Origin of the sequence: Salinibacter altiplanensis (genome assembly GCF_002894645.1) — a bacterium.
In the GTDB taxonomy this organism is placed as follows: Bacteria; Bacteroidota; Rhodothermia; order Rhodothermales; family Salinibacteraceae; genus Salinibacter; species Salinibacter altiplanensis.
The window spans coordinates 19,138-40,434 of the sequence record NZ_NCQY01000020.1 but is presented as its reverse complement, the minus strand read 5'-3'; the positions used below and the strand labels follow the sequence as shown (position 1 = coordinate 40,434).

The window sequence follows — 21,297 nt, the reverse complement described above, 5'->3', positions numbered from 1 at the left end:
GTGGGGGCTGCATCACTGCAAAACGAATTCCGTAAAGTACAGCCGGTCAATCGTCCCCTTACTCAGGATGCCATTTGCCTCGTCGCGCAGGGCGTCTTTCAGGCCGTCGCGCTTTTCGGGGTCGGAGAGCTCCTCGACCGTTCGCTCTGATAGCAGCCGCAGCACAGCGTCTTTGACGACGACCTTTTTCCGTTCCAGTTCCTTTTTTGCGTCAGGGGTTTCGGTTTCGAAAACGACACTGACCGCCAGGTACCGGTTGCCCTGAGATCCTGCGGGGTTGACCACAAGCCCTTCCAGCGTCGAGAGGGCCCCGAGCGTTTCGGACTCCGAGTCCGCGTCGCCCCCTCCTCCCAGGAACGGAAGAACCCCTGCGATCTGATCGGCATACGGAACCGTTCCCGGATTCTTGGCGACCTGCCCGACGTACGGAATCGACCGAATCGTGTCTCCGACACGGTCGTACTGCGCATATGTGACCCCGACCCCTGCCATCCCGGCCACGCCAAGGGCCAGGGCCAGCAACAGGAGAAAGTGCCGCTCGACGAGCGATTCATCGCCCTCCGTCACGGCCCCGTCGCCGTCGACCCCGGCGGCGGGCGGGTCGATGTCGTCTTGCTGCTGTTCCATGAGCGCCAGTTGAACATAATTTCGACACGACGATTCTGGGCCCGCCCTTCCTGCGTCTGGTTGGAGGCACGCGGGTCGGTGGAGGCGTGCCCCACCGCCTGGAAGCGCGAGGCGTCGTACTCGGGGGCCCTCTCCTGCAGAAAGCGTACCGACGCCGCCGCCCGGGCAGTCGACAGCTCCCAGTTCGACGGAAATTTTCGGGTGCCAATGGGGCGATCATCGGTGTGCCCCTCAACAACCACCGACCCGACGTCTCGGCCGAGCAAGTTCGCCAGCTCGCGCAGCACCGTCCGGGACGGCTTGAGAAGACGGGCCCGGCCGGTGCGAAACATCAGCGAGTCGGCGATGACGACATGAATGCCCTCCTTCTTCAAGTCTGCTTGCACCTTATCCCCGAGCCCGCGCTCCTCGATCTTCTTGAGAAACTGCTCATACTGCTCGGCCCGCTTTCGTGCCCGGGACTGACTGGACCCCGACGAGTAGTCGGCCGGCACGACGGACTTGCTCCCCGAGAACATGCCGGGCTGCCGCTGAAAGTTGCTGATCGCGTCCCTGAACTTCTTCATCTGGATCTCCGACATGGAGATTAGAAGAACGAAGAAGGTAACGAGGAGCGTCATGATGTCGCCGTAGGTCGTCATCCAGAACGGCGCCGTCGGCATGTCGTCGCCGTCGCCCTCGTCGGTGCCGGAGGTCGTCTCAGCATCACTCATAGGGGGATGGAGCAACCAGTGGGGGTGGGGCAACCAGTGGGGCTACGCCGCGGCCGCGGCGGTTTGGGGATCGGCGGCGTTTTCTGTGGACTCTGCCCCTGCGGTCTCGTCTTCGACGTCCGCCGCCTTCTCCTCTGAGAGGAACCCGAGACGCTGCTCGATCATGCGCGGGCTGTCTCCGCGGGCGATGGCGAGGATGCCCTCCCGTATGATATAGTGGGCCTTTCCCCGAAGCTTGTTCTGCTTTCGGGCGCGGTCGCCAAGTGGCAGACACGCGAGATTGGCCAGCAGGGCCCCATAAAAGGTTGTGACGAGGGCCGTCGCCATGCCCGATCCGATCTTGCTTGGGTCGTCGAGGTTGTTCAGCATCTGGATGAGCCCAATGAGAGTGCCAATCATGCCGAAGGCGGGCGCGTAGGTGCCCGCCTTCGTGAAGAAATCCGCCACGAGTTGGCGCTGGCTCTTCTTCTCCGCGATGCGTTGGTCCAGCATCTCAGCAATTTCTTCCTCTCCCATCCCGTCGACGGCCATTTCGAGCCCGAACTGCAGAAGATCATCGTCGACGTCATCGATGTGCCGGTCGAGGGCCAGCACCCCCTCCCGCCGAGCGGTCCGGGCCATGTTGGTAATCTCATCGAGACGACGCTGAAGCGATGGCGGGTCGAACGTGAAGATTTCCTGCGTCATTCCGATGACCCGCTTCAGGTCCTCGAAGGAGTAGTTCACCACCATCGCCGCGACCGTGCCCCCGACCACCATCAGCAGCGAGGCCGGGTCGAAAAACTTCCCCCACGTGTTGCCCAGCAGAATGGCCCCGGTGATGAGGGCAAACCCACTGATCAGACCGATCGAGGTCGATTTCCTCATGGTACGTCCGCTCAGAATGACAACGCAAAAGCACGACGGGCCGGAAAAAACCCAGGGCGCCACCACGGAAAATCGTGCCGCCTACACGATGTCCGCTCGGCCCTCTGCCCACGAGCACGACGGCCTCAGCTGGGGGATCTCGCCCCCAGGATCGACACGTCCGTCGGCGGGTCCACGTTCGACGAAACGGCCCGGCCCGTCTCCTTCGTGGCAGCGGCCCACTGGGTCCTCATCAGTTCCACCACCCGGCCCTCCACAGTGCAGCGGGGTTTCGTCAGGCAGCCCGCAGGGCAACTGCCTCGCACAGCCAGCATTGTCGCTCCTGGAATCAAGCCCCGTGGAATCAGGCCCCGCCGCGATGCCCCCCTGTCCCCGACGCGATCTGTCGGCTCCACAGAGCAGCACCCAGTCCGACGCAGGGCCCCCGAACCGGTCAGTCTCACGCCCTGTAGAGTTGCGGTGCAAGGCAACACTGGTCGCCGGCATGGCCCGGCGCCGGAGAGACGTTCTTCTTTTCCCTCGCCCTACCCGTCCCGGTCGCAAAAAGACGGCGTGGGCCAGCCCCACCTCCCCCACACGGCACATGAGCCACACCCGTCTGCTCTCGACCGGCCCCTTGGCGGGGGGCGGGGCAGTCGGTCCGGGGATGTCCTGGGGACTCGTCAGGAACATGCACCCACGGCTGGGCGCAGGGCCCAGGACGGGCACAGCGCTCCCCACAGAGGGAACCGTCCACATGTCGGGGGCCGGGCGTTGCATGGCACGAGACGACGGGAAAAAGAACTCCGGCGCACCCACAATTATCGGCGCGCCGGAGCGGACCTTAAGTGTCCAGTGTTCTCATTTCCCTTCGCCTTTCGGGGCGTCCCCTCGGACGTGTGCCTTTCCCCAACAGCGCAGTTGTCCTGCGCTAGGCAGTCCCGACCGCCGCTCCGTTCGGACCAGAGGCCGACACGTCCGGGGTGGACTCCAGCGTCGTCTTGTCCTGGGACGCTCGGGCCGCCCCCCCTGCTCTCGAAACGTCGAACTGTTCGATGAGCTCTCCCAAGTCTTCGGCCTGGTGAGACATGTCGTCGGCCATCTCTGCCAGCTGGTTCGTCGAGTCCGACACGCTGTCGGCAACGCCGGAGATCGACTCGACACTCTCCGCAATCTGGGCCGTCGTGGCCGACTGCTCCTGGGTGGCCGCCGCAATCTGGTCGATCGTCATCGCCATCTCGTCGATGGAGGCGGTAATCTCGTCGAGGGCGTCCGAGGCGTCCTCCGTAAGGGCGAGGCCGCTTTCCACCTCGTCGGTGCCCTTTTCCATCGAGGCGACGACCTCGTCGATTTGCTCCTGAATCTGTACGACCACGTCGGAGATCTCCTGGGTCGCGGAGGTGGTCCGCTCGGCCAGCTCGCGGACCTCGTCGGCCACGACGGCGAAGCCCTTCCCTTCCTCCCCGGCGCGCTGGGCCTCGATGGCGGCGTTCAGGGCCAGCAGATTGGTCTGATCGGCAATGTCTTCGATGACCTGGACGATGTCGCCGATCTCGGCACTCGCCTCGCCCAGGGCCGAGACCTTGTCGGACGACGAGTTGACAACCTCCACAATGCGCTCCATGGCCTGGGTGGTGCGGTTGAAGACCTTCTCGCCCTTCTCCGCAAGGTCGGAGGCCTCCCGAGCCTTGTCGTTGGTGCGCTCAGCGTGCTCGGACGACGACGCCACGGACGACGACATCTCCTCGACCGCCGCCGCCACCTCCGTCGTCTGCTCGGCCTGCTCCTCGGTGCCGGCCGACATCTCCGCGGCCGTCGAGGCCGTCGTCTCTGCGGCCGATGAAAGCTGACTGCTGGTAGTCTCCACCTCTTGAATCAGGCCGGCAAGCTGACCGATCATCGTGTTGACCTGTTCCATGAGCTGTCCGACCGCATCGTTCTTCTTTACAGTCAGCCGCTGGGTGAGGTCTCCCTCTTCCACGGCCAACAACACATCGGAGATGCGGTTGAACTGCTCGCGCAGGTATTCCTGCTCCTCCTCGGCCTCGTGCTGGAGGGACTCTGCCCGCTCCAGGGCCTCCTCTGCCTGTGCCGACTTCTCTTCGAGGGCCTCGGTCTTCTCCCGACTCGCCGTCACCATCGCGTTGAAGGCGTCTGCGAGCTGCCCAATCTCGTCCCCCTGATCCGCGTCGACGTGCGCGTCCAGGTGGCCGTCGCGGACGTCCTCCGCCGCCTCACGGAGCGCGTTGACCGGACGGGCCACCGTGCGCTTCAGGATGATGATGATGAACACGCCCAGGAGCCCGATGCCCACGACAATGCCGCCCGCGATCAGGTAGCTCGTCTGTTTGGTCTCCTGCAGCACCTCGGACGGCATCACCATGAGCACCGACCCAATCGCCTCCCCGTTGCTCATGATCTCTGACGTCGCGGCCAGCACGGACGTGCCGTCCGCCGTTTCGGTCCACTGGGCCGCTTTGCCCTCCTGCTGATCGACAGTCCCCTCCATGGAGGGAAGTGCCTTCTCAAGTCCATGCGAGGCAATCTGTGCACCTTCGGGGCCGTAGACTCCCCCGGCCAGGGCCGAGCTGCCCTCCACGGTCCGCTTGAGGGTCTCTTCGAGCCCGGCCTGGTCGGACATCTTAATCTTGACGACGGACTGCTGTCCGACCGTCTCGGCCATGAGCTGACCCCGTCGTTCCAGCTCCAGCTCGGTCTGGTCGAGGGAGTAGAACACAAATGAGAGAAACAAAACGATGAACCCCACGGCCCCAATGGACAAAAGCAGGACAAACCGGGGACCGAGGTTGAGATCCGAAAACCGCAAGGACATGGGTCGAGAGGTCGAGTGGTGTGCTAGCTACCGGAAAGGAAACGGGGAGACGGGCTCGCGGCACCTGGGGCTCCCCAATGGGAACGCACGTCAGTTGGCCGCCGCGACGAGCTTGGTGTTCGACTGGTATTTCTCCGGCACATCAAGTGCCGTGGCCTCTGCTGCCTGCTCGTTGAGCATAATTTGAATGGACCCGTTGTTTTCCATGATGGCCACGGGCGCGCCGGCGCTGACCCAGTCTTGGCTCGGTGCCAGCAGGGGAATGCCTTCCTTGATCGTGTTTTTGATGAGGTATTTCTGGGGGGCCGAGGCATTCACGACGCCGTCGTTTTCGATCACCCAGATCGCCTGCACGTCGTGTTTGCGGGTCAACAACCGGAACTGCTCCGCGACGCTGCTCGCGTCTTCGACGTACCCCACGTACAGCTTGCCCTGAATGGAGGCGACGGCCCGGTTGGCCTGTTCAATCTTTTTCTCTTGGTTGGCGGCGCCGCGCTTCCAGACGAGCCCAATGCGCTTCACGTCCGAGCGCATCTTTTTTAGGAAAAACATCTGCTGAACCAGCCCCGCCCCCGGATTGGGCCCCGCGTGCGTGGGCCCGTCAGCCGACGCCGATGCCGCCGGGGACGGTCCCGTAGAAGTCGGCATGGTGCCCATGGCGAGGAAGGCAGCAAGGACTGAAAGGAGAGAAAGGGAGCGCGTGTGCATGGTGCAGGAAGAGGAGCTTTTGAAGGAGATCGAACATCAAGACAGACACTCTTCACCCTAGGTATCGGCGGCGGTCGGCAAACCTTAAACCGACACGGCTCCCTCCCAGCAGCACTCGGGCTTACTGCTCGCCCGGGCCGTCCGTGGCGGCAAGGGGGCCCGTCTCGTGTAAAGAAGTGGCTCCTCCGGAGCGGTGGTCGTCACCGGGCCGTCTGGCAGACTCCCGGGCACTTCCGGACCCGGCTGTTTGCCCCTCCTCTCCCGTGGTCCCCGATCGGGGCTCGTGACGCTCCACCTGAAACCGCTGGAGGCTCTCGTGGAGCGTGTCGGTCAGGGTGTCGAGGTCGGCGGCCGAGTCGGCCACGTGCGTCACCGAGGCGGCCGACTCTTGGGCGGCCGTCGAGATCGACTGGATGCTCTGGGCAATCTCTTCGCTGGTGGTGGACTGCTCTTCGGAGGCCGCCGCGATCTCGTCGGCCTGCTCCTCGACCCGGGCAATTGACTCGACGATCTCGTCGAGGGCCGTTCCGGCCTCGTTGGCCAGCTCCAGTCCCTCCTCGACCCGCCGGGTGCCCTGCCGCACTGCCTCGACGGCATCGTCGGTCTCCGACTGCACCTGTGCAATCATCTCGGCAATCTCGTCGGTGGCCCGGTCGGTCCGCGCCGCCAGTTTGCGCACCTCCTCGGCCACCACGGCAAAGCCCTGGCCCTCCTCTCCCGCCCGGGCCGCCTCGATCGCAGCGTTCAGCGCCAGCAGGTTGGTCTGATCGGCAATCTCGTCGATCGTCTCTACAATCTCGCCGATCTCTTCGCTGGAGGCCCCGAGGTGCTCGATGGTCTCGGCCGAGCGGTCCACCACGTCGGCAATCTCGTCGATCTTGTCCGCCGCATCGGCAACGACTGTTCCCCCGCGCCGGGCCTGCTCGCTCCCTGTCGCCGCGGCGTCGGCCGTGCGCTGGATGCTCTTGGCGTTCTCGTTGATGGTTTGGTTGAGCTCCTCCACCGCGGCGGCCACCTCTTCGGCCTGGGCGGACTGCTCCTCGGCACTGGCCGCCATCTGCTCGCTGGACCCACTGATCTGCCCGGCGGACACGGCCGTCGACTCGGCCGTCTTTCGCACCGTCACGACCATCCGACGCAGGGTTCCGACGACACGATTGAACCCGTCGAACAGGCGCCCAATTTCATCGTCACGGTCCGCATCGAGCTGTACCGTCAGGTCCCCGTCGGCGAACCGGTTCATGGCCTCCATCATCGTTTCGACGTCGTGCTGAAGGGTCGCCCGCTGCTTCTCGGCTCGCTCTTTGGCCTCCTCGGCCTCCTGGGACGCCCGGCGAGCCTCCTCGTCCTTCGCGGCCGCCTCGTTCAGGGCCGCCCGGTTTTGGTCGACCATTTCGTTAAAGGCCGCCGTGAGCTCGCCCACCTCGTCCTGCGACTGAACGGGCACGGTCACGTCCAGGGTGCCCGACGCCGCCTTCTTCGAGGCGTCCCGGAGCGCCACGATGGGCCGGGCAAACGAGCGGACAAACAGGAGCGCAACGCCCCCGACCAGCACGAGAAGCGCGAGTCCCCAGCCACCAATCTGCCACGTCAGGGCGTCGACGGTGGCGAGGGCCTCATCGCGGCCGATCGTCGCGACGACGGCCCAGTCAACCCCTCCGATGTCAACCGGGCTGTAGGCACTCAGCACCTTTTCTCCCCGGTAGTCCGATTCCACCGTCTGGCCTGTCTCTCCGTCCAGGGCCCGGTCAACCGCGTCCATCCGAACCTCCTGCTGGAGAATTGTCGTGCCGAGGGCATCGATCCGGTCAACGGGTTCTGCCCTGTACTCGCGGGCACGGAGGGAGTCCAGGTACGCGCGTTTGTCCTCCAGAAGAAACCGGGAGTCGTTCCGCATCCGTTGGTCTGCCCCCACCAAAAACGCCTCGCCCGTCTCGCCAAGTCCTTCGGCCCGCCACTCCCGACCGCCCGTGAGCGTCTTGTTGATCTCCCCAATGGGCATCTGAAAGACAAGCACCCCAATCACCTCTCCATCGTCCGTGATGGGGGAGGCGATGAACGATGCCGGGGCCCCGTACGAGGGGGCGTACGCCGCGAAGTCCACGAGCCGACTCTCTTCCCCGCCTTTTGCCGCCCGGGCGGCCCGAAAGACCTCGGCGAGGTTGCTGTCCTGGTACGGGCCGTCGAGCAGACTCGTCCCGAAGTCGACCTCCTTGTGCACCGAATACACGATGTGGCCGTTGTCCGGCTCTACCAGAAAGACGTCGTGGTAGTTGAAGGCGTGCAGAAAGCGCCGGAAGTCGTCGTGATACTCTGCGTGCGGCACGTGATAGGCCTCCCAGCCCCCGTCCGGTCGGTTCAGCTGGTCTTTTTCGCCGACAGGGTTGGGGTTCGACGCAATGTATTTGTTCTGCAAATACTGGACGTGCCCTTGCTCCGGCACGTACGCATCGGCGGACGCCTCCGTCCCACTGTGTTCTTCGAGCCGGGGGACGAACTCCGCGTCGTAGTATCTCTGCACCGCCTCCGCCCCCTCTCTCATCGGCGCAGCGCCCCGGGCATCGAGCACCTGGAAGGCCGACCGAAACTTCCGCATCGCCCGCACGGTCTGGTCGTTCTCGGAGGTCGTGACGACCTGGTCCCGGACGTGCCCGAAGTAGTCTTCGACCGCATTGGCCTTATTCGACTGCACGCTCGCCAGCGTCCCGAAGGCCTCGGATTTGAGGCCTTCTCGGGCATTGGAGTATCCAACCCATCCGATGGCACCGATCGACACGACGCCAACGCCGAGCAGGGTGGCGAGGAGCTTCGCGCGGATGCTTAGGTCGCGAAATGGGGACATGGTCGGCTGGGCTTCTGAATGCGACTTCGAAGGGGCGTGTGGCCGAATGACTCCCTCTCTGCCGTCGGTCTTGCCACACGACAAAAATTCTGAGCGGGGGTCATCCTGAGGGGAGCGATGTCGGAGGGGCTCGTCGAGGGTGTCAGAGGAGAGGTCCGGGACGGCCTGCCGTTTTCTGCAGAGTTCGCTCCGTCAATTTTCGCTCTCGCGATCCGACCCAAAATCAAAACAGACTCTTAGAACGACTCGTCTTGTTGTGATTGACGCAGAGAGCTGGCCATTTGGCTTTTTGTCGTGTAGTGTGGGCATCGGTGCGGAATTGTACGACTTTGGCCGAACTTTTATCTGTTTGTTCCTACGCCTTTTGTCTTGCCGGAAGCCCTCTCTCAACACGCCCCTGGACAGAGGGGCCTGTCGTGGCGAAGACGCTCCGGGGAGAAGATGCGTCCCCGGCAGCACGGTCGAAGGGAGCCGACGGACGGGCAGGGGCTACCGGCCGTTCTGTCGTCGGAAGAAGAGGTAGAAGGCATTGACGCGGCGGATGAGTCCCAGCGTCTCCTCGTAGGGGGGCGTGCCGCGGTACTGGCGCACGCGGTCCGGGCCCGCGTTCCAGGCCCCGACGGTCCGGGCCAGGTGGTCCCCGAACTCCGCGTTGTAGTGGTCCAGCAGGTAGCAGCCGATCAGGATGTTGAGGGCTGGGTCCTTCAGGTCGTCCGCCGACAGGCTGCGAAGCCGGCGCCGGTTGACAAATCGAAAGTCGTAGCCGGTCGCGTAGAGCGCGCGAGCGGCCCGGCGCCCCGTCTCGGGACGGATTTGCATGAGCCCGACGGCCCCGGCCGACGATACGACCCGTGGTCGGGCCCCCGATTCGGCCGCGATCAGCGCCCGGACGAAGTTGGTATTCAGGTTGATGCCGCTTCGGGCATACGCCAGTCCAGAGAAATACTGGAGATACGACTCGTAGCGTCGGAGGCGCCGCTGGGTAGAGCGAGCGGGCGCCTCGGGGCGCGCATTCCGGGCGACTTGCCGTGCGTGCTCGTCGGCGTGGGGGCCGTGTTGGGCCCTCGCAGTCGGAACAGCGGGGCCGGCCTCCACGGCGACGAGGACAAAAAACAGCCCACCGGCGACGAGCAGACGGGCCGAGAGAGAAGGATTGTTGGGCGTCATAGCGGAGCAGCGGGACTGGGCCACGACCATGTGCTCCTGAACGGTACAAACTGCATGCCTTCGTCCTAACAGGCCTTCCGACGCCTACGGATGGGCCGGCGTCCCCACGGCCTTCTGCATCGCGTCGGGAAGGGAATCGAGGGGAAAGGACCCATCTGCGAGCCCGGCCTCGGCGACGACGCCGGGCATCCCGTACACGACGGACGTGTCTTCGTCTTGGATGTAGACGGTTCCTCCCTCTTCTTTGATGTCCCGGACCCCCTCCAGTCCATCTTTGCCCATGCCCGTCATCACGACGGTCAGTATGCGTCCCCGGCACACCTCGGCGGCAGACCGAAACAGAACATTGGCCGATGGACGGTGGCTGCCCTCTGCGGGCTCCGCCGGTGTACAAACCGAAAGTTCCCCTTTACGCCGTTCCACTGTGAGGTGACGATCCCCCGCAGCCACAACAACCCGTCCCGGTTCGAGCAGCATTCCCTCGTCCGCCTCGGCCACAGAAAGTGCGCTGAGCGAGTCGAGGCGGTCCGACAGCGAGCGCGTGAACTGGGGCGGCATGTGCTGCACGACCGCGACCGGCAGCGGAAACTCGGCGGGCAGGGCGGGGATCACGTGTTGCAGCGCCATGGGCCCGCCCGTCGATACGCCAATGACGGCCAGCTCGTAGGAGGCCTCGGGGGAGGGCGCCGTGCCGGACGAGATGGTGCCGGACGACCTCGACGATGAGGCACGGGACGATGTGGACGTCGTGCGGGCCCCGGACGACGACGAGTTCAGACCTGGCCCCTCCCCTCCGTCCTCAAACAGCCGCGCGTTCGAGTGTGCGAGGGCCTGGACCTTCTTGAGCAGCTTGGCCTCAACGTCGTCGGCCCGGAGGGTGGCACTGGACTCTCCCTTCGGCAGGAAGTCGGCCGCCCCCGCCTGCATCGCCTCAATCGTTACCTCGGCCCCTTTCTCCGTGAGGGAGCTCAGCATGAGGATGGGACGCGGGTCCGTGTCCATGATGCGGCGGACGGCCTCAATGCCGTTCATCTTCGGCATCTCCACGTCCATCGTTACCACGTCGGGCTCCAGTCGACGCGCCTTTTCCACCCCTTCTTTCCCGTTCGTAGCCGTGTCTGCGACCGTCATGTCGTCGGCCTGTTCGAAGATCCGCGAGATGGCCTTCCGCATCACCAACGAGTCATCGACGACGAGTATGCGGATCATAGCGATTCCAAAGGGCCCGGTGAAAACGACTGGACAAACGTGGGTCTACTTCGACGAGGCGGCTGGGGACCCCTCTGCCTCGACGGCCTCCGCCTCGGCGGTGAGTTCTTCGTGCTGAATCATCTCTCCAACATCGAGCACCATGATGACCTGGCCGTCCCCCAGGATGGTGGACCCGGCAACCCCCGGCACCGACTTCAGGTAGTCGCCGAGCGACTTGATGACGACCTCCTCCTGGGAGATCAGCTCATCGACGACCACCGCGGCGCGCCGATGGGCCACGCTCACCACGACGGCGTATGCATCCTTCTTGTCGGAAAAGCGGTCGGCCCGCTGCCCCCCGGCGTCCGGGGACTGCACGTTCAGCACCTCTCCGAGGCGCATCACCGGAATCACCCGGTCTCGGTGCTCGATGACCTCTCCCTCTTGAATCGTGTCGATCATGTCGGGCTCCAGGCGCACGGCCTCCGACACGGCGTAGAGCGGAATCGCGAAGGTCTCCGCCCCGCTCCGCACCAGCATGCTCTGGAGGATCGCAAGCGTGAGGGGGAGCTTCAGCGTGAAGCGCGTCCCCTCCCCGAGCGTAGAGTCGATGTCGATCGTCCCGTTGAGCTCAGCCAGGTTGGTTTTCACGACGTCCATTCCCACCCCACGCCCGGAGACCTGTCCCACCTCCTCGGTGGTCGAAAAGCCCGGACGGAAAATGAGCTGGTACGCCTCCGCGTCGCTCAGGTCCGTGGCCTCGTCCTCGGTCAGCACCTCCTTTTCGATGGCCTTTCTCTTCAGGACATCCGGGTCGAGGCCCGCCCCGTCATCGGCAATTTCGATGATGATGTGGTTGCCGGCGTGGGACGCGGAGAGGTGAATTTCGCCCCGCGGGTCTTTTCCCTTTTCCTTTCGTTCTTCGGGGGATTCGATGCCGTGGTCCGCCGCGTTGCGCACGAGGTGAAGCAACGGGTCCCCGATCTCTTCGATGAGCGACTTGTCGAGCTCGGTGTCCTCTCCCTCCACCGTCAGGTTGATCTGTTTGTCAAACTCGCGGGCCAGGTCGCGCACCACGCGCGGAAACTTGCCGAAGACCTGCCCCACCTCGACCATGCGCGTCTGCATGATGGCGCTTTGCAGATCCGTGGTCGTGTAGTCGACCTTGTCGCTTGCCTCCTCCAGCTCGCTCAGTAGGGAGTCGAGACGGAGACTTTCGTCTGCGTCGGAGCGCGCGTCGTGTTCGGTGCGCGCGTCGGTGATGAGTTGGAGCAGTCGGTTGCGCCCCAGCACCAGCTCGCCAACCAGGTCCATCAGTTCATTCAGGCGGCTTACCTCAACGCGGATGGTGTCCGGCGCCTTTCGCTCGGAATCGCCACGGCCCCCACCGTCGTCAGAGCTCGACGACGCGTCGGAACCCGATCCCGCGTCCGAGGAGGCGGCCGTCTCCGTGCTGCCCGACTCGGCCCCGCCGGCCGCCTCTTCGGTGCTTTCCGGGGCATCGCCGCCCACGTCCTGAGGCGCTCCGCCGTCCGGGTCCGGCAGCGACACGGCCCCGGCCTCGAACGTCCCCTCGTTGATGGCCTCGAGGGCGTCGAGCAGGGGCTCCAGGTCGAGCGGTTCCAGCTCGCGGTCGATAACCTGCTGCGTGAGCACCTTCATGTGGTCGAAGGCACACAGCATCACGTCGGTCATGGCCGGCACAAAGTCGACCTCCTGGTCGCGCATCGCGTCGAGCACCTCTTCGAACCGGTGCGCGAGCGTGCTGAGCTGTTCGAGGTCGAGGAAGCCGGCCGTGCCTTTCACCGTGTGCACGTCCCGAAACACGCTGTCTACGAGCTCTTCGTCCTCGGGCGTTTTTTCGAGCTGCAGGAGATCTCCTTCGAGCCCGTCGTAGATCTCCGTGGCCTCCACCACGAAGCTCTCGACAATCTCCTGCATGCCGTCGTCGTGTAGGGGATGTTGTTCGTCCATGGGACCGGAAACAGATTGTGCGCCGTGTGAAGAATCCAGGGCCGCGGATGGCGCGTCGGGCACGGGCCCTACTGAAAAAGCTCGTCGATTTCTTCTTGGGAGGCCGCCTCTCCCCCGCCATCGTCGCCACTGGAGCCGCCCCCGCCGCCCCCATCGTCGAACATATCGTCAATGTCGGACTGCGAGGCCGCCGTTCCGTCTCCCCCCGAGGAAGCTCCATTCGAGGAAGCCCCACTGGAGGAAGCCCCATTGGAGGCGCCCCCCCCTGACGCGGTGGCCTGCGACGAGGAGCCCTTCGCCTGTCCACCGTTCCGTTGCCCCGTCGATGTGCTTCCCTCGCCATTGCCCCCCACCACATCGTCGGCCACCCGCTGCTTGTTGTGGTCGTACTCGGCGTTCATGTTGAACGCCGCCGTGCGCGAGGGCACCCCCGAGGGAGCCTGGCCCCGGTCGGCCTCCCCCGTTCCCAGCCGGTCCAGAAGCGCGTCGATCCGGTCACGGACCGTCTCGATGAGGTGGTTCACGCTAGAGAGCTGCTGCTCGGTCACGTCTTGGACCTGCAGAGACATCATGATTTGGTTCATCCGATCCCGGATGGGAGACAGGGCGTCGCGGGTCTCTTCGAGATCAGTCGTCCACTCGTCCCGCAGGTCTTGCTTCTTGCCCTGGATGCGCGCCACCTCGTTCAGCAGCTCCGAGTGCTCCTCCCCAAGCTCGTCCCGAAGCAGGGCCAAAATCTGGTTGTCGGCCTCCGCCTCCTTGGCAAACTGGTCCTCGAGCGTCGACAACTGGTCCCCAATGCTTCGAAGATCCTTGAGGACCTCGTCGGAGTGGTCGAGAATCTCACTCGTGGCCACCTCCGTCGCCTCCGACACGCTTTTCAGGTGTTCGGTCGCACGCTCCATGTGTCCGGAGCGCGTCCGAATCGTGGTATCGACCTCTTCGAGGAGTACAGTGATGTCCTGGACGAAGTCGAAGAGCTGATCGAGAAAGGGGGAGACCCGGCGGCTGAGCACAAAGATCGCTTGCAGCTCGTCCAGCTTGTCCAGAAATTCTTGGACTTGGGGACGCGATGACATGGCAGAAAAAGGAATTAGAAGAAAAAGGAGTTACATGTGAGGTGGAGACGGTGGGACCCAGCCCCCCTACGCAGCTGCCTCAAGGCAGCTATCGACCTTCTCTTCGAGCACCTCCGGCTCAAAGGGCTTCACGATGTAGTTATTCACCTCGGCCTTCATGGCGGTTTTCACGTCCTCCTTCATTCCTCGGGTGGTAATCATCAGGATCGGAAGGTCGGAGTACTCGGGATGATTCCGGATGTTGTTGGCCAGATCCACCCCGTTCATGTTGGGCATATTCCAGTCCGTGACGACGAAGTCCGGGGCGTTGTCCTCTAGCTTGTCCAGTGCATCCTCGCCGTCTTCGGCCTCTACGATCTCGTCGTAGCCGATCTCTCGGAGGGCATTCCGAATGATGCGAAGCATCGTGGGCGAGTCGTCGACGATCAAGAACTTCATGGGGAAAACAAAGGGGTTGAGGAAAAAGCGAACGCGTGCGAAGGAAAGGCTGCCGTTGGGAGGTCTTCGGGTTCATGCGCAGGAGGACAGCGACCCGTTGGTGGGGCGCTGGTAGGCGAGTGCGCCGTCGTAACGGGCAGCCTCCAGCGGAACCTCCAGCTCGCCCAGGGCCTCCGATCCCCCGACAAAGAGATACCCGCCCGGGCGCAGGGAGCGGTACAGCCCCTGGAGCACCTCCCGCTTGGATTCCTTGTTGAAGTAGATGAGCACGTTGGCACACATGATGAGGTCGAAGTTGCGCATTTTCCGCATGTCCCGGGCATCGGTAAGGTTGAGGGGCCGGAACTCCACCATGTCTCGGATCGAAGGCTTCACCACGAAGGTGTCCCCCGATTGATCGAAATAATCGCGCAGGTAGGCCGACGATACGTTTCGGACGGATCGCTTGCGGTAGTGGCCCACCCGAGCTTCGTCGAGCGCTTCGGTATCGATGTCCGTTCCCACGATCTCGTACTCCAGGCGCGGGTGGCGCGGCTCGAGCGCCTCCCGAATCAGAATGGCGAGCGAATAGGCTTCATCCCCGGCCGAGCAGGCCGCACTCCAGAGCCGGAGGGGCCCCGTCCGGTGCTGCTGGTGCCGCCGAACCAGCTCGGGAAAAATCGACTCCTCCAGCGCCTCGAACTGCGAGGGGTGCCGGAAGAAGGCTGTCTCGTTGATCGTCACCGCATTTACCAGGTTCGCAATCTCGCCGGTGTTGTCCGTCTCGAGACGATCCGCGTACGCCTCGAAGCTGGACACCCCCTGCGCCCTCAGTCGCGGCTTGACGCGACTTTCCAGGAGGTATCGTTTTTCGTCGGGAAAGTCGAGTCCGGTGCGCTTTTGAATGAGCGTGCGAAGACGTTCAAACGTCCGCACCGAGAGGGTCACCTCTTTTGAATTCGTCCGTTTCATATGTTTTTCCCCGAGGGGAAGCTGTTGGGGACCTGCGAGGACGGGCTATGCCGCGGCGCCTTGCGCGGCGGGTGCGTCAGACTCTTCCTCCCCTTCCATGCCTTGAAGGGCCTCCTCCTCTTCTTTGGAGAAGATGCCATCCAGATCCAGCAGGATGAGAAGGCGCTCCTCGAGCTTCGCCACGCCTCGCAAAAAGTGCGTGTCGATGTTCGTGGCAAGGTCGGGGGCGGGTTCGATCGTGCTCTCTTCCACGCGCAGAACCTCGCGGACGGAGTCGGTAATGAACCCGACCGTCTGGTCCTCCAGCTCCACCACGAGAATCCGGGTGTCTTCGTCCTGGTCGCGCTCCGGAAAGCCGAGGCGCGTGCGCAGGTCTATGATGGGGAGGATTCGCCCGCGCAGGTTGATCACACCCTCCACAAAGTCGGGGGCGTGGGGCACACGGGTGATCTCGACGGGGCGGATGATCTCCTGCACCGTCAGGATATCGACCCCAAATTCTTCCTCCGCCACGATGAAGCTGACGAACTGGCGGACGTCTTCGGTCTGAGAGTCAGGATCGCGCATGGACACAGAACGAGTCGGCGATGAAAGAAACGTGCGGCGGTTAGGGCAGTCGGATGGGCTCACTTTTCGTTATCGGCGGCCCGGGCGGACTTTTAACCCTCCGGGCCGCCGATCGGCTTGGTCTCCCACTGGGCCCCGTGTTCTCTATGAAATGCCTTGTCTCACACGGCTCAGTGCGGACCTACCGGCTACCGCTTGAGCTGAACGGTCTGGTTCAAGACCTCGTCCGCGGTCGTGATGATCTGGGAAGAGGCCTGGTAGCTCCGCTGGGCCTTGATGAGGTCGGAAAATTCCTTCGCGAGGTCCACGTTGCTCGACTCCAGGGACCCGGATACCACGGAGGTCTGCAGGTCGCGGCCGGCCTGCCCGAGTTGCAGGTCACCCGAGGCGCTGGTCGTGGTAAAGAAGTTGTCGCCCTGCTGCTCCAGGCCGTTCGGGTTGTTCACGTTGCCGATCGCCAGCTGAAAGAGCTGGTCCTGAACGCCGTTGGTGTAGTTGAGCTCCAGGGCCCCCTCCGGCGTAAACTGAAAGCCGGCCAGCTCCCCGGAGGACCGCCCGTCTTGGCTGGTCACGGTCGTGGTGGTGGAGCCGGAGTACTGCGTGACCGACCCGCCGGTTTCGTCTCCAAACGCGAGGCTAAGGGTTTCCTGGGCTCCGTCGTCGTTGATGTCCCAGTCAAAATTCGCTTCGAACGTGCCGGGATTGTTGGGGTTTACACCGGTTCCGTCAACCGAGGTCACATTGCCATCCGCGTCAAACTCGAGTGTGTTTGGAGTCGATCCATTAGGCGGCCCACCCGGGTCATCGAGAACATTCCCTTCCCCGTCCTCGATCGTAAACTCCCACTGGTCGGTTGGGTCCCCTTCGTCCCGGCTCTGAACGCGCTCAAATTCTACTGTGACGGACTTCGACTCGCCTTGATTGTCATACACGACGGTGGAGATGCTGGTCGTCTCTCCAGGACTTGCCCCGTTGGTTGATAGATCGGCGGAGAGGTTGCCCCCGATGGAAATGTCCTCCGTCACCTTCGCGGACGACTGGGCATTGGGGTCGAACTGGACATCTTTCAATTCGCCCGTGTCGAGGGTCCCGCTGTCGTCGAACTCCCAGCCCTTCACGTTCAGTCCGTTGGCCGTCACGAGTTCGCCGTTCTGGTTAAACGAGAAATTGCCGGCCCGCGTGAGGCGGCGCTGGTCGCTCGCCGCTCCGCTTTTGGGACTGGCGATGAAGAAGCCGTCCCCGTCCAGCGCGAGGTCGGTCTTGATGCCCGTCTCGTTGAGCGAGCCCTGCCCAAAATCCCGGTCGATGGAGGCGACCGAGACGCCGCGCCCCACCTTCGAGGGGTTGATGGCCGAGCCGCCCGCCGTGCGCCCGACCCCCAGAATTTCCTGGCCGAGCTCCTCGCTAAAGGCCGCGCGCTGGCGCTTGAAGGCGGTGGTGCTGGAGTTTGCGATGTTGTTGCTGACCGTGTCGAGGCGCGTCTGGTGACTGCGAAGGCCGGAGACGCCGATGCTCAGGGACTGAAGACTCATAAGGTCTCAGGGTGATTGGTTTAAAAAGAAACACGTCGAAACGCGCGCAGCGTCGGTCGGTCGGCTGCGCCCCGGCGTCCCGTGTCCCAAGTGGCCCCGAGACATGGGTCCTGCCGGATTCAATCGCTAGTTCGAACGAGGGTGCTGAGGAGTGCTGGCTTTAGTGCGAAAGCGTCATGGCGCTGTCGATGTTCGTAAAGACCCGCCCTTGCATCTCAGGCTGGTCGAGGGCCGTGACGACGGTTCGGCTCGGCACGTTGACCACGAAGGCCGCATCGTCCCGGAGGACGGCCGCGTCCTGGGCCCCTTTGTCGTCGAGTTTCGTCATGGCGTCGTCGAGTTCTTGGCGCTCGGTGGCGTCGAGCGAAATGTTGCGCTGAGCAATTCGCTGCTTGGCGTGCCCGGACAGCTCAATGCCGTCCGTCGGGTCTCGAGCCGCCTTCAGGTGATCCTCGAACGAGGTCTCGTCCGTGTTCGTGGACGACCCGTCGGGCGAAGAGGGGTCCTGTGTGGGTGTCTGCCGGAGCGCGTCCGGCGGTATGCGGCCATTTCGCTGGTGAACCGTCATGGAGGGATTGAAAAACGGGTGTGTACGGCGGGGAGAGGGGCCCTACTGGGCTGCAATGCTCTGCACCCGGCTCATTGCTACCTGCGCGCCGCCAATGCGGAGGGACGTCCCGCCGTCCTCCAGGGTCACGCGGTCGACGGTGCCCTCCAGTTGGGCGGCCGCCTGAATGGAGTCCCCGCTCCCGCTCGTGGCGTTTACGTCCACCGAGTACGTGCCCGCGGGCGCTGGGGCCCCGCCGTCCGTCGTCCCGTCCCACGACACCTCCGTCGTCCCCGACACGTCCTTGAGGGTTTCCGTGTGGATCGCGTTGCCGCCCGCGTCGCGGATTGTGACCGTCGCCTCGGCGGCCGGGCGCTCCAGGTCAAGGCCGAAGGTGGCCTCCCCCTCCCCCGTCCACTGCATGGTGTTGCCCGAGGTCTCCACCCGGCGCCCGATGAGGTCGGTGGCAATGCTGTCATTGAGGCTCTGGGCGAGCGCCCCATCGCTGTTTCCCTGCTCCTTGATCTGGCCGCTGATGTTGTTGAGCTGCTCGACGGAGCTAAACTGGGCCAGTTGCGCGGCAAACTCCTTCCCCTTCATCGGGTTCGAGGGGTCCTGATTTTTGAGCTGCGTGGTGAGCAGCTTCAGAAAATCGTTCTTGCCGAGGTTCGCCGAGGTGGCCTCCGAGAGGCCCCCGGCTCCGTCCGCCCCACTCTCAGCTGCGGAGGCGGGGCGGGCTGTCTCTGTGGAGGGGCCGAGGGGATCGATCATGGCTGGTTGGGAGCATTAGGAAAGTAGGACGCAAGCAATACGGGGGATGTGGGCATGCCGCCGACTCTACCCGATCCATTCGCGGCGACCGCGGAGGGTGGACGTGCCGGAGGGGCTCTCCTCAGTGGATTCGTCTCCGGGCGCCAGGGCAGAGGACCGGTCCGACGACGCCCCCTCCGAGGCCTGCTGGTCCGACTCGTTCGCGTCGCCCCCCCCGAAGGAGAGGTCGACGTCGGTGCCGTACTGGGACTGCATGGCCTCCTGAAGCTGGCGCGCATTGGCCGCCACCTGAGCCTGTACTCGGGTCTCGCTGAACCCGACCGACACGGCCGTCTGCTCCTGCCCTTGCCGGGCCTTCACAGTCATCGTGCCCTTGTCCTCCCCCAGCGACATCTCCAGGGACTTCCACCCGCCGGCAAGCTCCGCCGTGCGAAGGGGCCCTTGCTTGGCCGCATTGAGCCACGCCGATGGCATCGTGCGGGGCGGTCCCGACTTGCCTCGGGGACGCGCGTCTGCCCCCGTCTTGGACGCCGTGCCCGCTCCGCCCCCGGACGTGTTTTTCCCGCTCCCGTCCGTCTGCGTGCCGCTGCCCGTCGAGGCACCCTCGCGCGTCAGGGAAGCGCGGAGCGTGCGGGCCTCGGACTCCCCGGACGTCTCGGACGTCGATGTGGAGGAGGACGCAAGGGCCTGAAACCCGGGACCGTTCTTCGTCCCTTGACCCTGCCCCCTCTGGCCCTGACCGCTCTGGCCCTTTCCGTTCTGGCCGGCATTCTGCCCCTGCTGGCCACCGCCCTTCTGCCGGCCCTTCCCCCCCTGTTGCCCCTTCTGCCCTCGCCGCTCGGCGGAGCGTGCCCCGTCTCGGTCCATACGGGCTGAACGCCCATCGGCCGCTGCATCACGCCCCCTCCCTGGCTCCGAACTCCCTCCCTTCACGGACGATGGGGACACCTGCCTGCTGCGCGCTCCGTCCCGCCCGGGCTCTCGTCCCTTTCCCGAACCAGCGTCGGCCGGTCGGCCGGCTCCTTCCCGCACCGGTCCCTCCGCACTCGACCCGCGTGGAACAAGCTGTCGGCCCTTCCTCTGACCTGTGCGCCCCTTCTCTCCCTCAGAACCCGTGCCCTGCACGTGTGCTCGTCCCCCTCCGTTTGGGGTCGCCTCTCTCCCTCGCCCTCCCTCGGACACCTGGTTCGCACGGCCGGCCCCGACGCCGGGCAACCTGGGCGCGTTTGTTCCCGTCTTCTGCCCGCCCGACCGCCCCTGCGTCGCAGCCCGTCGGCCCTCTGCCTCTCCTCTCTTCACCAGGGGAACCGTCTTCCGTAGGAGAACCGTCTTCTGTCCCTTCGATGCCCCCTCTGCCACCGACCGTGCCGTTCCATCGCCCGACACTAGGGCCACCAGGCCCCGCGACACCCGAGCCTGCTTTGCTGCCCGAGCCTGCTTCGTACCGGTCCGCCCGTTCTCCTGCTCTCCACCTCGAGCTGCCCCGCCGGAAAGCAGCCGTACCCTTCCCTCTCCCTCTACGTGTAGGACCGGCATCAGCTTGGGCGTATCCGCCGAGGCCGACTGGTCCTTCCCCTTCCCCTTCGCGCGCGCTCCTGTAGGAAGAAGTGTCTTGCCTCCCTTCCCCTCCCCCTTTCCCGCTCGAAAAACCACCCGTCCAAACAACGCCGCGACGCCGCCCTCTTCTCCGTTGGCCTTCATTTTCTCAAGTCTGGCCGCTCCCTCTCCTTCCATCACGAGACGCTGGACCGTGCGTCCAGCCCCCTCCACGGTGCCCTCAGACGACGGCTGCACCCTGGACAAGATTGCCGGGAAGCCCGTGGCGGCCGTCTCCGCCTTGTCCGTGGCTGGGGCCTTCTGCGTAGCGGTCTCGGCCGGTGGTGCAGAGTGAATCGTGTGCATGGTGGGTGCGGCCCCGTCACGGGCCCGGTTGAGCAAAAATTTGGTGTGTGGACGACGTGCTACCGAAACGGAGACGCGTCCCTTCCTCTTTTCCTTCCCGCTCCCTCCCCAGCAGTCGTGTCGGCGGCCGCATCCTCCTCCTCGACCACCTGATTCACAAACTGTGCCGTCCGCTCCGCCGAGATGGCTTGGAGCAGCTGGGTCCGTGTTCGCCCCGACGTTCGCTGGTACAGCGTCTTGAGGACCTTCATGTCGACGTTGGTCAACACCGTCGCGAGCTCCCGCTGTCCCATGCCCAAAAGGGCGTCCTTCAGTTCATCAACCTTCGCCTCGCGGTTCTCCAGCGACGCCACCCGCTCCTGAAGGGTGGTGGCCTCCTGCTCAGTTGTGCGAAGCTCCTCCCGAAGGGCCCGGACCGAATCTTGAAGCTGCCCGACGACCTTGAGGGAGTCGCGAAGCCGTTGGACAACCGAGCCCCCCCCGCGTGCCGAGTCTCGGGGCCGCCCCCCCGTCGAGTCTCGGGGCGATCGCATGGCGGTTGTATCCAAAGGGGACCCCGCGGTCGTGTCCTGAGGCGACGCCGCGGTCGTGTCTCCAGGCATGGACGCC

At 64.5% G+C, this 21,297-nt stretch carries 18 protein-coding genes; all 18 read right to left on the bottom strand.

Annotated features, from left to right (window positions below):
* Positions 1 to 12: 12 nt before the first annotated feature.
* Positions 13 to 627 (bottom strand): flagellar basal body-associated FliL family protein, encoded by a 615-nt coding sequence (locus tag B7R93_RS07700; protein ID WP_103020216.1) that lies wholly within the window; start codon positions 625 to 627, stop codon positions 13 to 15.
* On the bottom strand, positions 564 to 1,340 hold the full coding sequence (locus B7R93_RS07695) for an OmpA/MotB family protein (RefSeq protein ID WP_232798166.1): 777 nt from the start codon (positions 1,338 to 1,340) through the stop codon (positions 564 to 566). The genes B7R93_RS07700 and B7R93_RS07695 overlap by 64 nt, the downstream gene beginning before the upstream one ends.
* Before the next feature lie 42 nt (positions 1,341 to 1,382).
* Positions 1,383 to 2,207: a motility protein A gene (locus tag B7R93_RS07690; protein WP_103020215.1), complete on the bottom strand. Its 825-nt coding sequence runs from the start codon at positions 2,205 to 2,207 to the stop codon at positions 1,383 to 1,385.
* Positions 2,208 to 3,117: 910 nt separating this feature from the next.
* Positions 3,118 to 5,019, bottom strand: coding sequence for a methyl-accepting chemotaxis protein (locus B7R93_RS07685; RefSeq protein WP_103020214.1), 1,902 nt, complete (start codon positions 5,017 to 5,019; stop codon positions 3,118 to 3,120).
* Between the two features lie 90 nt (positions 5,020 to 5,109).
* Positions 5,110 to 5,727, bottom strand: coding sequence for an ABC transporter substrate binding protein (locus B7R93_RS07680; RefSeq protein WP_103020213.1), 618 nt, complete (start codon positions 5,725 to 5,727; stop codon positions 5,110 to 5,112).
* A gap of 121 nt (positions 5,728 to 5,848) precedes the next feature.
* Complete coding sequence (locus B7R93_RS07675; protein ID WP_103020212.1) at positions 5,849 to 8,569, bottom strand: methyl-accepting chemotaxis protein; 2,721 nt, start codon at positions 8,567 to 8,569, stop codon at positions 5,849 to 5,851.
* A gap of 489 nt (positions 8,570 to 9,058) precedes the next feature.
* The gene (locus B7R93_RS07670) at positions 9,059 to 9,736 is read right to left on the bottom strand and encodes a lytic transglycosylase domain-containing protein (protein ID WP_103020211.1); all 678 of its coding nucleotides are present in this window, start codon (positions 9,734 to 9,736) and stop codon (positions 9,059 to 9,061) included.
* Between the two features lie 84 nt (positions 9,737 to 9,820).
* Positions 9,821 to 10,945, bottom strand: a complete 1,125-nt coding sequence (locus B7R93_RS07665) for a protein-glutamate methylesterase/protein-glutamine glutaminase (RefSeq protein WP_103020210.1) — start codon at positions 10,943 to 10,945, stop codon at positions 9,821 to 9,823.
* A gap of 45 nt (positions 10,946 to 10,990) precedes the next feature.
* Complete coding sequence (locus B7R93_RS07660) at positions 10,991 to 12,901, bottom strand: chemotaxis protein CheA (protein ID WP_103020209.1); 1,911 nt, start codon at positions 12,899 to 12,901, stop codon at positions 10,991 to 10,993.
* A gap of 68 nt (positions 12,902 to 12,969) precedes the next feature.
* The gene (locus B7R93_RS07655) at positions 12,970 to 13,980 is read right to left on the bottom strand and encodes a hypothetical protein (protein ID WP_103020208.1); all 1,011 of its coding nucleotides are present in this window, start codon (positions 13,978 to 13,980) and stop codon (positions 12,970 to 12,972) included.
* 66 nt (positions 13,981 to 14,046) lie between these two features.
* Positions 14,047 to 14,418: a response regulator gene (locus B7R93_RS07650; RefSeq protein WP_103020207.1), complete on the bottom strand. Its 372-nt coding sequence runs from the start codon at positions 14,416 to 14,418 to the stop codon at positions 14,047 to 14,049.
* 72 nt (positions 14,419 to 14,490) lie between these two features.
* Entirely contained in the window at positions 14,491 to 15,369 is an 879-nt protein-coding gene (locus B7R93_RS07645; protein WP_103020206.1) for a CheR family methyltransferase, read from the bottom strand.
* A gap of 45 nt (positions 15,370 to 15,414) precedes the next feature.
* Positions 15,415 to 15,936, bottom strand: a complete 522-nt coding sequence (locus tag B7R93_RS07640; RefSeq protein ID WP_103020205.1) for a chemotaxis protein CheW — start codon at positions 15,934 to 15,936, stop codon at positions 15,415 to 15,417.
* Positions 15,937 to 16,124: 188 nt separating this feature from the next.
* Complete coding sequence (locus tag B7R93_RS07635; protein ID WP_103020204.1) at positions 16,125 to 17,468, bottom strand: flagellar hook protein FlgE; 1,344 nt, start codon at positions 17,466 to 17,468, stop codon at positions 16,125 to 16,127.
* A 160-nt stretch (positions 17,469 to 17,628) separates the two neighbouring features.
* Positions 17,629 to 18,036, bottom strand: a complete 408-nt coding sequence (locus B7R93_RS07630) for a TIGR02530 family flagellar biosynthesis protein (protein WP_103020203.1) — start codon at positions 18,034 to 18,036, stop codon at positions 17,629 to 17,631.
* Positions 18,037 to 18,078: 42 nt separating this feature from the next.
* On the bottom strand, positions 18,079 to 18,786 hold the full coding sequence (locus B7R93_RS07625; RefSeq protein ID WP_103020202.1) for a flagellar hook assembly protein FlgD: 708 nt from the start codon (positions 18,784 to 18,786) through the stop codon (positions 18,079 to 18,081).
* A gap of 66 nt (positions 18,787 to 18,852) precedes the next feature.
* The gene (locus B7R93_RS07620) at positions 18,853 to 19,653 is read right to left on the bottom strand and encodes a hypothetical protein (RefSeq protein WP_103020201.1); all 801 of its coding nucleotides are present in this window, start codon (positions 19,651 to 19,653) and stop codon (positions 18,853 to 18,855) included.
* Between the two features lie 1,094 nt (positions 19,654 to 20,747).
* Positions 20,748 to 21,297: kinesin (locus B7R93_RS07615; RefSeq protein ID WP_232798164.1), on the bottom strand; the 550-nt coding region annotated here is incomplete at its 5' end.